Genomic DNA, 15218 nt, shown 5'->3' with positions numbered 1-15218 from the left:
TCATACGCATTATATATACCCTATTCTCAATCTATTTAATACGTAAAACATGAAATTTTCTTATTAAATTTATTATTTCCATCATATCATTACTTTTAATTTAATGATGTTCAATTTAAATATTAGGTCAATAACATATTTATGCTTTTTATGGATACTTTCAAAAATAACAGCCCCAAACGATAACTTGAAAGGGGCTGTTAAATATTTAACTATTGCATTTGATCTATCATTTTCTTGTTTCTTTCAATCATTTTATCAAAATACGTATCGTATCTTTGCCATTCTTCTTGAGTAATTGGCGTCATATTTAATACACCGCCAAGATCTTTGATTGCATATAATAGTAAAAACATTACATCTTGAACAGTAATCGTTTTGTTAAGCAATGTCTCTAATGAGGCCATACAAGATGGTTCAATTTCAGGATATTTAAATTTAGTCACTTCACCTTTTAAAGCATGTTCATAAAATGTTTGCATCATCAATGCACGTTCTGAACCAGAGCCTTCAACACAAAGATAAATTTGTACAGCAATACCGCCTCTAACTCTTCGTTGCGATATGCCTGCAAATTTCTTACCATCGATACTTAAGTCAAATTTTCCTGGGCAATAAGAATGTTCAATTTCCATCGTATCAATATCAACATTCTCATTTTCGAACATTTTGCTAATTAAGAGGTACATCACAGTAAACGCTTCATCAATCGTTGTTTCTGTTTGTCCTTTGAACATCAGCGATATATTTAATACACCTTGATCTAGAACGACACCTAAGCCACCAGAATTTCTAACAATGGCATTATAACCAATCTCATTCGTTAAATAATCAATGCCATCTTTTAAAAACGGCAATCTTGAATCATGAATACCAAGAATAACAGTATGTTGATGAATCCAAGTACGCACAACATTATCTGATATATCTTTGCCCACACTTTCGCAAAATGTATCATCGAATGCGAAAGATTGCATAGGTTCTAATCCAGAAGAATGATCGATATATCGCCAGTTGACGCCATTAAAATATTTACTCGCTAAATCCATCGTTATTGTAAGGCTTGCGCTGCTGTAATAATTGAAAGATTGTATACATCTTCAATTGAGCAGCCACGTGATAAGTCATTTACTGGAGAATTTAAACCTTGTAATACTGGACCAACTGCATCATATCCACCTAAACGTTGTGCAATTTTGTAACCAATATTACCAGCTTCTAAACTTGGGAATACAAAGACATTTGCATCACCTTGTAATTTAGCACCTGGCGCTTTTTTCTCAGCAACACCTGGTACAATCGCAGCATCAAATTGGAATTCGCCATCAATGATTGCTTCTAATTTTTCTTCTTCAGCTTTTTGTTGTGCTAATTTGACAGCTTCTTGAACTTTTGTCACGTCGTCTGATTTAGCAGACCCTTTTGTTGAAAAGCTTAACATTGCAACTTTTGGATCCATGCCAAAGCTTAATGCTGATTTTGCACTTTCTACTGCAATTTCTGCAAGTCCTTGTGAATCAAGTTCTGGATTGATTGCACAATCACCAAAGATGTATTGTTCATCACCTTTAATCATAAAGAAGATACCTGATGTTCTTGATACACCTGGTTTCGTTTTGATGATTTGTAAAGCTGGACGCACAGTGTCGCCTGTTGAATGTGCTGCACCACTAACTAAACCATCTGCTTTACCAGCATAAACAAGCATTGTACCGAAGTAGTTCACATTGTTTAATAATTCTTGTGCTTGTTCTTCAGTCGCTTTACCTTTACGTCGTTCAACAAATGATTGAACTAATTCAGCTTTCAATTCACTTGTCGCAGGATTAATTAATTCAATATTAGAAATATCAAGATCAAGTTTTTGCGCTAAAGATTGAACCTTAGTCTCATCACCTAACACGATTGGTGTAACATAATCTGTTGCTTGTAATTGTGTTGCAGCTGTTAGAACACGTTCGTCCTCTCCTTCAGGTAATACGATTTTAACGTTTTTACCAGAAAGTTTGTCTTTTAATACATTTAATAAATCAGCCATAATGTCCTCCTGTAATATAAATCTTATTAATCATTCACGGTATAATTATACGCCATTTTATTTCATAATGCCACGTCACCAATTTGTAATCATAATTTTATCGTTACCCCTTTGCTTTATGATAAAATTTATAAAGAACTGATGATTTTTGAAAAGGAGCGATAAACATGAGTCAAGCAGCCGAAACATTAGATGGTTGGTATAGTCTACATTTATTTTATGCAGTTGATTGGGCATCATTACGTATAGTTCCAAAGGACGAACGCGATGCACTTGTCACTGAATTTCAATCATTTTTAGAAAATACAGCAACTGTAAGATCATCAAAATCTGGTGATCAAGCTATTTATAATATAACTGGTCAAAAAGCAGATTTGTTATTATGGTTCTTACGTCCTGAAATGAAGTCTTTAAATCATATTGAAAATGAATTTAACAAATTGCGCATTGCTGACTTCCTAATCCCTACATATTCATATGTATCAGTCATTGAATTGAGCAATTATTTAGCTGGTAAATCTGATGAAGATCCTTATGAGAACCCTCATATCAAAGCAAGATTATACCCAGAATTACCACATTCTGATTATATTTGTTTCTATCCAATGAACAAACGTCGTAATGAAACTTATAACTGGTACATGTTAACTATGGAAGAACGCCAAAAATTAATGTATGACCATGGTATGATTGGTAGAAAATATGCTGGCAAAATCAAACAATTTATTACTGGTTCTGTAGGGTTTGATGATTTCGAATGGGGCGTAACATTGTTCTCAGATGACGTATTACAATTCAAAAAAATTGTATACGAAATGCGCTTTGATGAAACAACAGCACGATACGGTGAATTCGGTAGTTTCTTTGTAGGACATATTATTAACACAAACGAATTCGATCAATTCTTTGCGATTTCTTAATACATTGGTACGTTTATAAATTAATAAAAAAATTCCAAGCTTATCGGTTTAAGCTTGGAATTTTTCGTTTATCTTCAGTATATTCCCGTATACATAAGACGTGATTTGGTAAATAGTTGAAATCTGTATGTTTAAACTTATATATATGTGCTAATGTATTATCAATAACAAAGTACACTTTGCTCATAGCAAAGTGTACCCGAGTAGTCTTCCTTGGGAGAACTTTAACTACTATCACTACATATAAACGTTAACCTCAATAGAAATTATACAGTCGCTACTCTATACAATTTTTGTAATGGTTAACTAATATTATTTTAACCTATTTGAAATATTTGAAACATATTTTTGTCGAATTTTTTTCAATAATTTTTCCTTTTTATACTTCAAGAGAATTTTAACTACTAAAAATTCCGATGATTATTATTACAATAGTATCAAATATTAGTTTTTTAAAATCAATAACAACTTATCAAAAAGCTCATGTGGTTATTTTATAGTGTATAAACTATAATGAGTATTAAATTCTTATAAACAATGGTGATGAAATGGACATAAATTCAGAAGAATACAAACAAGAGGTACTTATCAAAGACGTTGTCATGCTTGCTGCTCGCATACTATTAGAATCTGGTGCAGAAGGTACGCGTGTAGAAGATACCATGACACGTATTGCAAAAAAACTTGGTTACAGTGAAAGTAACAGCTTTGTTACAAACACTGTCATCCAGTTTACGTTACATTCGGAATCGTTTCCTAGAATATTTAGAATTACCTCTCGAGATACAAACTTAATAAAAATTTCTCAAGCTAATAAAATTTCGCGTCAAATTACAAACAATGAAATTTCTTTAGCCGAAGCAAAAACGCAACTTGAAAAAATATATGTTGCTAAGCGTGACAGCAGTCTTCCCTTTAAAGGTTTTGCTGCAGCAATGATTGCAATGAGTTTCTTATATTTACAAGGTGGTAGATTGATTGATGTTTTAACTGCGATATTAGCAGGTAGTCTAGGATACCTAGTCACTGAGATTTTAGATCGTAAGTTACACGCACAGTTTATCCCAGAATTCATTGGTTCATTAGTTATTGGGATTATCGCCGTTATTGGACATACACTTATTCCAACAGGTGACTTGGCAACTATTATCATTGCGGCAGTCATGCCTATTGTTCCTGGTGTATTAATAACAAACGCAATACAAGATTTATTTGGTGGACACATGTTGATGTTCACAACGAAATCATTAGAAGCATTGGTTACTGCGTTTGGCATCGGTGCTGGCGTTGGTAGCGTATTAATTTTAGTATAGGAGTATCAGACTATGTTTTGGATCTTAAACTTTATCTTTAGCTTTTTAGCTTCAATGTTCTTCTGCGTCATTTTTGATGCACCTAGAAAATTATATCTATCATGTGGTTTCGTTGGTACGTGTGGATGGATGGTTTACACCTTATTCTTCAACGGCTTTAATGTGCACACTATATACTCTAGTTTCTTTGGTAGTTTAGCATTAGGCTTGTTAAGTCATTATATGGCTCGTAAACAAAAAGAACCTGCCATCATTTTTATGGTAACGGGTATCATTCCATTAGTACCTGGTGGCTTAGCATACGATGCTACAAAAAATTTAGTCTTATTAAATTTCAGTACAGCAATCAATACCATGCTAGAGGTTACACTTATTGCAGGCGCCATCGCATTAGGTTTATTATTCGCCGACCAAATTTCCAAATTAATTGTTTCTGGGTTCGTGAAATCTTTTAAACGATTATAAATATTTGTTAGAAATGGCTCAGCCCTAACTCTTAGCAATTATATATAAGGTTCAGCTGCCTCGTCTTAAATGTCAATTTATAATACAAAAAATCGCACGATACGCCTCCGAATGAAGAAGGTTTATTGTGCGATTCTTTTATTATTTAGTTTTTTCTTTTTCAGGTTCTTCAATCATATCATCAACTTCATTTTCACTTCTATTTAAAATCAAGCGACTTAATTCATCATTATCCATATTTTTCAATTTAGGATATCGAATCACAAAGAATATTAAACCGATGATTAACCATCCAAGTAATGCAATATAAGACGGTGCAGTCAGTGCTGCAGGAGAACCTGGCACTAATAACAACGCTAAGAAAATGAATGATACAAATGAGCCGATAATAGCAAACGTTTTGTAAACCGGTGCATACGTATTACTTTGTTTGTTATAACTGAATAATTTCGCTGCAGACAAACATGTAATAAAGTAGGCAATGGATACACCAGTAGATGACATATCTACAATCCAAGTCAATGCAGTTCTTCCTAGCCAAGGTGCAATTAACGACACTCCTACTAGGAATATGATTGCGACATATGGTGTTTTGTATTTACTATGTAATTTACTAAACATTGTTGGCATAATACCTGAACGTCCCATAGAAAATAACAAGCGACTTGAACTCATCAAGAATCCATTTAAACCAGTAAATATACCCATCATAATTGCAATTGCTAATACACCTAATCCAATATAACCAAATGCTGTTTGTGTAACAGCACCTGTTAACCACAACTGCCCATTTAAACTTTGATGACTTGTTGATAACCAACCAGTGTATAAAATCATGACAACATAAGTTAATGATGCTGCTAATAAACTGTACACGATAAGCTTAAATGTCTTGTTTGGTGCAAAGTTAAACTCTTCTGCTGTTTGTGGAATATTATCAAATCCAACATATGCCCATGGTGCCACGGATACAATAACCACAATAGACACTAACCATCCTTTGCTAGGTTCAGCTAACGGTTGTAAATTTTCAAGTGCAAAATTATTACCAAAGAATGAACCAAAGAACATCAATAATACGACGATTACCATCGCCACACAGAAATAATATTGTAATGATCCAGATACACTTGCGCCACGAATCGTTACTAGCATGAATACAAGTAGTAATACGGTCGCAATAATGATTTCCGTAATATAAACGTCCCAGCCCGCAATGGTGTATAGTTTCCCATTATTTAAGACATCTGGCAATAAGAATTTAACTAGTAAACTGAATGCGGTCGCATTTAAAGCAACGACACAGACATAACCAAAAGTTAAAAACCATGATGAGAAGAAACTCACATATCTGCCGAAACTTAAGAAACTAAAGGCAAACGCGCCCCCTGATACTGGAAATCTCTCTACTAATGCGCCATAACTAACCGCAATTAATATCATTAATAATGCACCAATAACTATACCAATTGATGCTGCAATCGGACCTGACTGCTTAATCCAGTCTCCTGGTAAGATGAATGCGCCCCATCCGATACATGAACCATATGCAATCGCCCATACAAACTTTTCAGATAGGTTTTGTTTTAAATCGCCTCTATCTATTTGCTTATTCTTTTTTTCCATAAATAAAAACTCACCTCGAAGGTATTCTATACCCAAAAGATGAGTTTGTAACTCTTTTTCTTGATTATTTTTATTAAAAATTTAATGTTTAGTTACATAGGTAATCTAAAGTTTTAAAATTTAACCAGCAAATTTGAATGTCGCAATGATTAACATTATCCATCCAATGATGAACAATACGCCACCAATTGGCGTAATCGCACCTAAAACTTTAATTTGAGTTAATACTAAAATATATAATGATCCACTAAAGAAAATAATACCAGCAAATATTAACCAGCCAGCCCAGTTAACATTGATTGAAGTTGTACCACTAATTACACCTATAATTAATAATGCTAAGCCATGGTACATTTGATACGTCGTTGCTTTTTCCCATACTGATAAATAGTGATCACTTATTTTTCCTTGTAAACCATGCGCACCAAATGCACCTGTACCGACAGCCATCATCGCGTTTAATGCACCTAAAATAATAAATAATTTCATTGCTACCTCTCCTTATATAATTCAGTATTAATAAATGTTTAAATCCGAACACTCGAATAAAAGTATATGCGTCTTGATTATTAACCTACATACTTAACAAGCTATTAAGTAATTATGTTTCATTGTTGCTTTTTAAAAATCAAATATGGATTCACCATTGCCAATGTCATCATCTGTCGCTAATCTTTGTTGTTGGTTTGAAGGTTGTGAATATGACTTATTATGATGATGTGCTGAATGCGTATTTACTTTACCACCCATCGCTTCAATTTCAGCAACTGTCACTTGATGAGTTGGCTGCGTTATTTGTGATTGTGGCATTTGATTATGGTTAGCAATACGACGATTCATTTGTTGTTCACCAATATGTGGTGTATTTGATGTTGAAGCATATAAAGATGTTAATATATGTATGGCATACATATGTTTTTCAAAGTCATGGTCATGCTGTGCCTGCTCTGCTTGTACTAATTCTTGCTCAATTCGTGCTATTAAAGTTTCTCTATTCAACATCTACGCCTCACTTTCACACCAATTAATTGGTGATTTTCCTACTGACTCTAAATAGGCATTCGCTTTGGAATACGGTTTTGATCCAAAGAATCCTCTATATGCAGACAGTGGACTAGGATGCACTGATTTTATAATACAATGTTTAGATGTATCGATAAGCTTTATTTTTTGCTGTGCAGGTTTCCCCCACAAAATAAAGACAACATGTTCTTTATAATCAGACACTGCTTTAATAATTTCATCAGTAAATGTTTCCCAACCAATATCACGATGAGAATTTGCTTCACCCTGTCTTACGGTTAAAACTGTATTCAATAACAAGACGCCTTCTCTTGCCCAATCTTGTAAATGCGGTGTTTGTCTAACGCATCCAATATCATCTGCTAATTCTTTATACATATTACGTAAAGATGGAGGGAATTTTGCGTTAGGTTGCACTGAAAATGCTAATCCATGTGCTTGGTTTGGACCATGATACGGGTCTTGTCCTAATATAACAACTTTGATATTTTCAAACGGTGTTAAATCAAACGCTTGATATATATTTTCCCTATCAGGGTATACGATTGCAGTCGAATATTCTTTTTCTAAAAAATCATGCATAGCTTTAAAGTCATGTTTCGTTGTTATGTCATGAAAAATTTGCGACCATTCCATTCAATCTCACCTCAGGACATATTTTAACATATCACACTTATCTAAAGTGAATGACATTTTCAAAAGTTACAATAGTATGAATGATTCATTTCAACAATCATCAAATATTGAATGCTTAATATTTTTCAATTAGGTTAAAAATGATATGATGAATACAATATTATTATGTAGGAGTGAAGCTCAATGGCTTTAAAGAAAGTTTTAACAATTGCCGGTTCTGACACAAGTGCTGGCGCAGGTATGCAAGCAGATTTGAAAACGTTCCAAGAATTAGATACGTATGGCATGGTCGCTTTAACTGCCATCGTTACTATGGATAAAGATACATGGTCACACGATGTTACACCATTACCAATGGATGTATTTGAAAAACAACTTGAAACGGCTTTATCAATCGGACCTGATGCTATTAAAACAGGTATGTTAGGTACTGAGGAGATAATCAAACGTGCTGGAGAAGTATATGAGGCATCTAATGCACAATATTTTGTAGTAGATCCTGTCATGGTTTGTAAAGGCGAAGATGAAGTGCTTAATCCTGGAAATACTGAGGCGATGATTAAATATTTACTACCTAAAGCAACGGTAGTGACACCAAACTTATTTGAAGCGGGTCAATTATCAGGATTAGGTAAATTAAATTCAATTGAAGATATGAAAAAGGCTGCAACAATTATCTTTGATAAAGGCGCACAGCATGTCATCATTAAAGGTGGCAAAGCTTTAGATCAAGATAAATCGTATGACTTATACTATGATGGTCAAACATTTTATCAACTAACAACAGACATGTTCCAACAAAGTTATAACCATGGTGCTGGTTGTACATTTGCTGCGGCAACAACTGCATATTTAGCTAACGGTAAGTCACCGAAAGAAGCTGTGATTAGCGCGAAAGCTTTCGTCGCTTCTGCTATTAAAAACGGTTGGAAAATGAATGATTTTGTTGGTCCTGTGGATCACGGTGCATACAACCGTATTGAACATATCGATGTTGAAGTAACAGAGGTTTAACGATTAGGCGGTTCATCTATAAATCAACATTATTAGCCACACCACTTAAATTGGGTATGAACTCAATTTATGTGATGTGGTTATTTTTTTATAATCATCATGCTCTGTATATAATTTAAATTTGAAAGTTACATATAAGCGTTATTAGCTTTTATTGAAAATTTCATACATATCGAACAATACATACAAATATTTCCTATACATCTACATCTATGACTAAATAACCCTTTATTTTCAAGATGAACTTAAACTCATCTATATGCTCAATACCTCTATCATTATCATTCTTTTGCGATAGATGCCTCTCTAATCATATATGTTATATTTCCCAAATGACTGCCAGGCGACTCTATAAATATATATTTATTTAGAACTTTTATACATAAATAGTCTTAGTAAATCATACGTTCTATGTCTGATAAAAAGTTGATACTTAAGGTTGATGTCACACATAAAAATGTTATTTATAATATAACCATAGAGTAGCAAAGGAGGTAATATAGGTTATGATTATTTATCGACAGTATCACCATGAAGGCGCACCAGTTTATGAAATTATAACCAAAACGTTTCAGCATGTTTCAATTAAATGTGACGATTCATTTAGTGATACTGAAATATTCAAATTGCTCTCTTTATTACAAGACGATATAGATCATATGAAAGTTAGTTAAATTGACTAATCGTTCCAATAATCCAGAATTTATTAAACATTGATATAGTTGTTATTATTATTTTAGATTAATGCATCCCCGTGCAAAGAAAGAAACGTAACCTATATTCATCTCTGTTCCCAATAATAATAACAATACATAACTGATATTAGCTGTCCTTTCATCTCCTAATTAATATGCGTTCATGCAGCTAATATCGGTTATTTTTTTGTGCTCAAAGAAATTTTTATTTTAATCTCTCCATCGTCATTAATTGCTATAATTTCGTGTTCGTGTTGTTCAATGAATTCGATATTTTCATTTATTAAAATAGGTTTAACGTAGTTAATTTGACACTGGTTTGTCTCTAATGACATAGCCATCAGCATCATTTGACTCACTAATTGTCCTGGCACAATCTCATTATGTATTGGATTATCATCATTTACGAGCGCCAAATATTCATTTATCCATATCTCATTAAACTCCATCTCTACTTCATCGCCTTAATAAAAGTTTGTGTAACCGTTATGACATGTTGATCATTTTTAGTTAATGTTAAAGCCATTGTATAACGTGTGATATTGCGAGTCTGTCGGCATTCAATATCTTCTAAATGCCCTACATATATTGTGTCTACTTCTATCTTTTGAGTTTGATTAATTGCTGATTTTGTTAAAATCAGTTCGCTATTTGCATATTTTTTAAATAAATCAAATTTTGGCCATAATGACGCACACATTAATGGTGGTACTTCTTTTCTATAAGGTTGGTTAAAACACTGATAATATGCAGCCACACTATCCTTAGAAAATGACACATTTAATCGCTGGTTAGAATCGAGTAAATAATGCTGCATTTCCTAGACCTCCCCCTATCCCCATAGATGCAATCATAGTCTCTTTGTCAAACATATAAAATAATCGAGTCACTAATTGGGCACCGCTTGCACCGTATGGATGACCTGATGCTAATGCACCACCCCATATATTTAATTGCGTATTTGAAATATTTAAAGCTTGTTGGCAGGCAACTACCTGTGCACTGAACGCTTCGTTAATTTCAATGACTTCAATATTTTCTATCGTTAATTGATTTCTTTTTAGTAAGTTGGAAATGGCTGGTACTGGACCAATGCCAGGAAAATTAGAATCAACACCTACCGTAACACCATCTTTAAATAATAAACCATGCTCGAAACCTAATTCGTATGCCATATCTTTTTCCATAATAAGCAATAAAACTGCACCATCATTTTTCATACAACTATTCGCAGCGGTAACGGTCCCACCTTTGATCACGGGCTTAAATCGGCCAAAGTTATCTTTCGGAATATGTGATTTTAGACTTTCATCAGTGTTGAATATTTCTCCTTTAACGGTTATAGGTAATATTTCCTGAGAAATATTTCCATTCTTTACATTTTCCGCTGTCAATTGATGACTTCGATAAGCAAATTCATCTTGTAATTCTCTTGAAACATCATACATCTTGGCCACATTTTCAGCACCTTGAATCATTGATGGGTCGCTCATTTCAGGTGCAAATGATGCACGCTCATAAAACTCAGGTAATGCTGTTTCGTACACAGAATGCGGTCGTTTGATTTTCCAAGGTGCTCGACTTGTACTTTCAACACCACCTGCAATATATACCTTGCCAGCTCCGGCTTGGATCATGCGACATGCATATTGAACACTTTCAAGTCCAGACCCACATTGCCGATCGATTGTGACGCCAGGTATTGAATCTTTAAGCCCCGCTTCAAGCAATGCTTTTCTTGCAATATTGCCACCATTCCCAACAACATTACCTAAAACTACATCATCTATTTTAGATATTACCTCTGGATACTTCTCTTTAAAATGTTGGAATAAAGGTTTAAGCAATTGTTCTGGCTCTAAATGTTTTAAAGTGCCACCATATTTCCCAAATGCAGTTCGTTTAGCTGCAACTATGACTGCTTGATTCATATTATAATTCACCTCTCAAATACATCGACATCATTTTTTCTCTAGCAATTTTACCACTTGCAGTGTAATACATCTTTTCTACATGATGAATCATCGATGGAATTTCATAGCGTTTCACTTTCTTTTTTAAAAATTGTTTTACATTTTTATGTGTAAGTGTCACATCACCAGAATAAAGCAATACGCCTATTTGACCAAAACGCTCATTTGGAATACCGATGATAATTGCTTCATCAATGCTCGAAGATTGCGTTAAAAGGCGTTCAACATGTGCTGGATATATATTTTGACCACCAATAATTAACATATCCTGTTGACGTCCCGTTAAATATAAATACTGCTCTTTTACATAGCCATTATCATTAGTAACAAACCATTCATCATTATTTATACATTGTTCACTTACATAGCCACTAAACATCATATTACTTTTTATACAAATAGTTCCTATACCATTGTGATCGTGATTCGTTGTTTTCAATTCCACATTTGGAAATAGCACACCTACTGATTCAACTGGTGCTTGCTGATTCAAGTTATAGCTGATAAAACTGGTTTCCGATGTACCAAAAAATTCAATCAAATTTATGTCATTTGCTTGATTTTTTATCTTTTTAAAAATAGAAGAATGCAGCTTATCTCCACTGCTAAAAAATGATTGGATTGTATGTTCATTGTTGTAAACTAACAATAATGATTTAATCATCGTTGGAACAAGAAACATAGCAACTTTGTATGATGATATTTTATGACATTGATTAAGTAACTTTTCAGGATGAAAAGTGGTCTGTCCTATAAAAGTACGACCGGAACTTAAAGCAAACAATAACGCATATAATGTTAACGAGTGCGATAGTGGTCCAGGGGCTGCTATTGCATTTTCATTTTTTAACATCAACATTTCATTAACTTCAAAAGAAGCCAACCATGAATCTTCATCACGATAATATGCTTTTGGCAGTCCAGTTGTCCCTGAAGTAAAACCAATATGTAATAAATTGGGGTAGTGCTGTAATTGCGTTGAATCAATAAACATCGGTGAGTCTATATTCTGCATGAGACCTGTATCTCCAATTACATCTTTAATACCATATTTTTCAATCAATTGACGATGTATAGTACTTTGCCATTTACCTTCCATCATCATAGGCACTTTATGTAAACGATGCAAAGCTAAATAACAAATAATACTTTGCACCGGTGATTTCATATTAATAGCAACGACAGGGTTAAGTGAATATTTCTGCAAAGATTCAACTGCGCTAGTGATGCGGGCATTTAGTTGACTATATGTAATTGTTTCATCATCGATATGTAATGCTATGTCATTAGGTTTATTTTGAGTATGTGTTTTCAACTGTTCTAAAATTACGTTCATCAATATCCCTCACTCAATGTAAACTTTAAAATACATATTGTTAACATTATATAATGAATAAGTATTTTTATCAGGTAAACCTGCCTATTATAAAAATCAAACTTAAGCCCTAGATAAATTTGATACTGTAGTACCATGTTTTTTATTAGATAAGACGTTACTATATGTATATAGAGAAAAGAAGTTATCGCAATCGCAATAACTGACACAAATAAGTCACCCAATCTATTTAAGTTTGTGTTCTCTATAATAATATTGAAGGTTAGAGTCTCAATATTAATTGCGTTGGACAAAATACTCTAAGACATATTTACATCCTAACATTTCAATAGCAAGAGAATTTTAAGTATTCAAAGCTAAACATATGCTTTAAGTCCCCTCTTTCCCCCATTGCGATAATCATTGCAGTGGGGGTTTATGTATATACAAAAACTTTATTACGGCTAATTACAGTTCTCAATTTAAAAAGCACTTTAAAGTTAGCAGAACCTACTAGCTTTAAAGTGCTTATATACGATTGATTTATACTTTTTATTAAAATCTCTAATTCTTACGTTCTTTAACCCACCATAATGCTTCTTTTGGATGTTCTGCATAATAAGCTCTATCTTGCTCGTTATCTACATTTGGATACGAACCTTTTAGAGATTTTCCTGCTGTACTTAAATGTAAGAATGTAATAACTAAAAAGCCAATAACACTGATTGCTGTTAAATAATACGCAGGTGCTAATGGATCTCCAGTTTTCGTAACTAACCATGTTGCAACTAATGGCGTCGTACCACCAAATATCGAAACAGAGATATTAAATGTTACTGATAAAGTTCGATATCTTATATGACTGTAAAACATCGTTGGTAACGACCCTGGCATTGTCGCTTCGTAAGTTGATAAGAAAAATCCTAATATAAATATACCGATTACTATTACAACAAATGATTGTGAATGTAATAACATAAATGCGATGATACTGAATAATGTTAGCCCACCAGTACCAATTAGAAATACTTTCTTTTCACCTATTTTATCCGCTAACTTACCAAACATTAATGCTAATGGAATCATTATTGCCATGACACAAGTAATTAATACACTTGTTGTCGTTGCATCTAATTTAATAACTTGTTCTAAATAGGTTGGTAAATATGCAGTTACCATATAGTTTGTAACATTGAAGAATACAACAGCTACAAAACATACAAATATATCTTTGTAATAAAATCTGATGATTTGTAAAAAGTTAATGTTATCTCTTTCTGGTTGTGTTGCAACATCATTTTCGAAAACTGGTGATTCTTCCAGCTTACGACGTAAATATAAGCCGAATAATCCTAGGAATAAACCGAGTAAGAATGGGATTCTCCAACCAAATGATGCCATTTGTTCATCTGTTAAAAAGAATGTTAATACAGCAATCATAATTGAAGCAGCTATGTAACCTGATAATGTCCCAATTTCTAGTCCACTACCTAATGAGTTACGACGCTTATCTGGAGATGATTCGGCAACATATGTCATTGCCCCCGCATACTCTCCACCTGTTGAAAACCCTTGTAGTACTCTTGCAAGCAATAATAGTATTGGTGCCCAAAGTCCAATTTGATCATAGCTTGGCAATAATCCAATGGTTAATGTTGAAAATGCCATTAAAATAATTGTAGATGTTAATACAACTTTACGTCCATATTTGTCACCAATAATACCAAATACGACACCACCAATTGGTCTTAATAAAAACGCAATGGCTAATGCTGCGAAAGTCAACATTTGTCGAATGTCTGCATTCTCTACTGGAGAGAAGAAGTTCGCTCCAATGTACGCAGTTGTATATGCATAGACACCAAAATCGAACCATTCCATTGCATTACCGATACCGGTTGCAACAACGGTTTTTTTAGCTTTCTTTGCATCCACCATGTTAATATTCTCTTTATTAAAATCCATGAATTCATACACTCCCTCTTGTATGTTTCATAATTATACGGAGTTAATTAGTTTTGTCAAATTTATAAGAATTTAAACTTTTATATAAATACAAAAGTATGTTTGTTCAAAAATTTCGCTTTATCGAATTAAATTCAATGATTTTATACCCTCATACATTTGAATTAAACAATAATAATTCTTAAATCATCGAACGATTAACTTTTTGGAATTATAACTAAAAATAGCGATAGCA

Annotated in this window: 16 protein-coding genes; 5 read left to right on the top strand and 11 right to left on the bottom strand. The window is 33.4% G+C overall.

The genetic code is table 11. The features are described from left to right. Positions 1-212: 212 nt before the first annotated feature. Complete coding sequence (locus tag JG553_RS00390) at positions 213-1049, bottom strand: lipoate--protein ligase family protein (RefSeq protein ID WP_000362357.1); 837 nt, start codon at positions 1047-1049, stop codon at positions 213-215. Between the two features lie 2 nt (positions 1050-1051). Further along, a complete protein-coding gene (pta, locus tag JG553_RS00385) occupies positions 1052-2038 on the bottom strand; it encodes a phosphate acetyltransferase (RefSeq protein WP_000774281.1) in 987 nt (328 codons plus the stop codon). Positions 2039-2205: 167 nt separating this feature from the next. On the opposite strand from pta, the gene hemQ reads away from it, so the two are divergent. The 3 genes from hemQ (at position 2206) to JG553_RS00370 (ending at position 4736) form a co-directional block, all read left to right on the top strand. Then, a complete protein-coding gene (gene hemQ, locus JG553_RS00380; RefSeq protein ID WP_000075703.1) occupies positions 2206-2958 on the top strand; it encodes a hydrogen peroxide-dependent heme synthase in 753 nt (250 codons plus the stop codon). 548 nt (positions 2959-3506) lie between these two features. Next, complete coding sequence (locus tag JG553_RS00375) at positions 3507-4271, top strand: threonine/serine exporter family protein (protein ID WP_000354088.1); 765 nt, start codon at positions 3507-3509, stop codon at positions 4269-4271. A gap of 12 nt (positions 4272-4283) precedes the next feature. Beyond that, positions 4284-4736 carry a threonine/serine exporter family protein gene (locus tag JG553_RS00370; RefSeq protein ID WP_000498572.1) on the top strand — a complete coding sequence of 151 codons (453 nt, stop codon included), beginning with the start codon at positions 4284-4286 and terminating at the stop codon, positions 4734-4736. Positions 4737-4877: 141 nt separating this feature from the next. On the opposite strand, the gene JG553_RS00365 is transcribed toward JG553_RS00370, so the two are convergent. The 4 genes from JG553_RS00365 to JG553_RS00350 form a co-directional block, all read right to left on the bottom strand. Next, on the bottom strand, positions 4878-6362 hold the full coding sequence (locus JG553_RS00365; protein ID WP_000412514.1) for an APC family permease: 1485 nt from the start codon (positions 6360-6362) through the stop codon (positions 4878-4880). A 120-nt stretch (positions 6363-6482) separates the two neighbouring features. After that, on the bottom strand, positions 6483-6851 hold the full coding sequence (locus JG553_RS00360) for a DUF423 domain-containing protein (protein WP_000765183.1): 369 nt from the start codon (positions 6849-6851) through the stop codon (positions 6483-6485). A gap of 132 nt (positions 6852-6983) precedes the next feature. After that, positions 6984-7364 (bottom strand): DUF5327 family protein, encoded by a 381-nt coding sequence (locus JG553_RS00355; RefSeq protein WP_000934517.1) that lies wholly within the window; start codon positions 7362-7364, stop codon positions 6984-6986. Next, positions 7365-8021 carry a uracil-DNA glycosylase gene (locus JG553_RS00350; protein ID WP_000455256.1) on the bottom strand — a complete coding sequence of 219 codons (657 nt, stop codon included), beginning with the start codon at positions 8019-8021 and terminating at the stop codon, positions 7365-7367. A 183-nt stretch (positions 8022-8204) separates the two neighbouring features. Between JG553_RS00350 and thiD the strand changes: the two genes are divergently transcribed. Together thiD and vraX are read left to right on the top strand one after the other, a co-directional pair. Continuing rightward, positions 8205-9035: a bifunctional hydroxymethylpyrimidine kinase/phosphomethylpyrimidine kinase gene (thiD, locus tag JG553_RS00345; RefSeq protein ID WP_001185462.1), complete on the top strand. Its 831-nt coding sequence runs from the start codon at positions 8205-8207 to the stop codon at positions 9033-9035. Between the two features lie 506 nt (positions 9036-9541). After that, entirely contained in the window at positions 9542-9709 is a 168-nt protein-coding gene (gene vraX, locus JG553_RS00340; protein WP_000587958.1) for a C1q-binding complement inhibitor VraX, read from the top strand. A gap of 200 nt (positions 9710-9909) precedes the next feature. On the opposite strand, the gene JG553_RS00335 is transcribed toward vraX, so the two are convergent. From JG553_RS00335 to JG553_RS00315, 5 genes are all read right to left on the bottom strand, one after another. Further along, entirely contained in the window at positions 9910-10179 is a 270-nt protein-coding gene (locus tag JG553_RS00335; RefSeq protein ID WP_000395509.1) for a hypothetical protein, read from the bottom strand. Positions 10180-10181: 2 nt separating this feature from the next. After that, positions 10182-10547, bottom strand: a complete 366-nt coding sequence (locus tag JG553_RS00330) for a protein VraC (protein ID WP_001165058.1) — start codon at positions 10545-10547, stop codon at positions 10182-10184. Further along, on the bottom strand, positions 10522-11661 hold the full coding sequence (locus tag JG553_RS00325) for a thiolase family protein (RefSeq protein WP_001070676.1): 1140 nt from the start codon (positions 11659-11661) through the stop codon (positions 10522-10524). The genes JG553_RS00330 and JG553_RS00325 overlap by 26 nt, the downstream gene beginning before the upstream one ends. A gap of 1 nt (position 11662) precedes the next feature. Continuing rightward, the gene (locus JG553_RS00320; protein WP_001100835.1) at positions 11663-13039 is read right to left on the bottom strand and encodes a long-chain fatty acid--CoA ligase; all 1377 of its coding nucleotides are present in this window, start codon (positions 13037-13039) and stop codon (positions 11663-11665) included. Positions 13040-13582: 543 nt separating this feature from the next. Beyond that, positions 13583-14983: an MFS transporter gene (locus JG553_RS00315; RefSeq protein ID WP_000347061.1), complete on the bottom strand. Its 1401-nt coding sequence runs from the start codon at positions 14981-14983 to the stop codon at positions 13583-13585. Between the last annotated feature and the right edge of the window lie 235 nt (positions 14984-15218).

It is taken from the genome of Staphylococcus sp. T93, from assembly GCF_016743875.1.
In the GTDB taxonomy this organism is placed as follows: Bacteria; Bacillota; Bacilli; order Staphylococcales; family Staphylococcaceae; genus Staphylococcus; species Staphylococcus aureus.
The sequence above is the reverse complement of the archived record's forward strand: the minus strand, read 5'-3'. Positions and strand labels throughout refer to the sequence as shown.

Bases quoted from the DNA above. Each gene is read 5' to 3' on its own strand.
- JG553_RS00365 (WP_000412514.1), bottom strand. From the start codon at position 6,362: ATGGAAAAAAAGAATAAGCAAATAGATAGAGGCGATTTAAAACAAAAC.
- JG553_RS00315 (WP_000347061.1), bottom strand. From the start codon at position 14,983: ATGGATTTTAATAAAGAGAATATTAACATGGTGGATGCAAAGAAAGCT.
- pta (WP_000774281.1), bottom strand. From the start codon at position 2,038: ATGGCTGATTTATTAAATGTATTAAAAGACAAACTTTCTGGTAAAAAC.
- vraX (WP_000587958.1), top strand. From the start codon at position 9,542: ATGATTATTTATCGACAGTATCACCATGAAGGCGCACCAGTTTATGAA.
- JG553_RS00370 (WP_000498572.1), top strand. From the start codon at position 4,284: ATGTTTTGGATCTTAAACTTTATCTTTAGCTTTTTAGCTTCAATGTTC.
- hemQ (WP_000075703.1), top strand. From the start codon at position 2,206: ATGAGTCAAGCAGCCGAAACATTAGATGGTTGGTATAGTCTACATTTA.
- JG553_RS00350 (WP_000455256.1), bottom strand. From the start codon at position 8,021: ATGGAATGGTCGCAAATTTTTCATGACATAACAACGAAACATGACTTT.
- JG553_RS00375 (WP_000354088.1), top strand. From the start codon at position 3,507: ATGGACATAAATTCAGAAGAATACAAACAAGAGGTACTTATCAAAGAC.
- JG553_RS00330 (WP_001165058.1), bottom strand. From the start codon at position 10,547: ATGCAGCATTATTTACTCGATTCTAACCAGCGATTAAATGTGTCATTT.
- thiD (WP_001185462.1), top strand. From the start codon at position 8,205: ATGGCTTTAAAGAAAGTTTTAACAATTGCCGGTTCTGACACAAGTGCT.
- JG553_RS00320 (WP_001100835.1), bottom strand. From the start codon at position 13,039: ATGAACGTAATTTTAGAACAGTTGAAAACACATACTCAAAATAAACCT.
- JG553_RS00325 (WP_001070676.1), bottom strand. From the start codon at position 11,661: ATGAATCAAGCAGTCATAGTTGCAGCTAAACGAACTGCATTTGGGAAA.
- JG553_RS00390 (WP_000362357.1), bottom strand. From the start codon at position 1,049: ATGGATTTAGCGAGTAAATATTTTAATGGCGTCAACTGGCGATATATC.
- JG553_RS00355 (WP_000934517.1), bottom strand. From the start codon at position 7,364: ATGTTGAATAGAGAAACTTTAATAGCACGAATTGAGCAAGAATTAGTA.
- JG553_RS00335 (WP_000395509.1), bottom strand. From the start codon at position 10,179: ATGGAGTTTAATGAGATATGGATAAATGAATATTTGGCGCTCGTAAAT.
- JG553_RS00360 (WP_000765183.1), bottom strand. From the start codon at position 6,851: ATGAAATTATTTATTATTTTAGGTGCATTAAACGCGATGATGGCTGTC.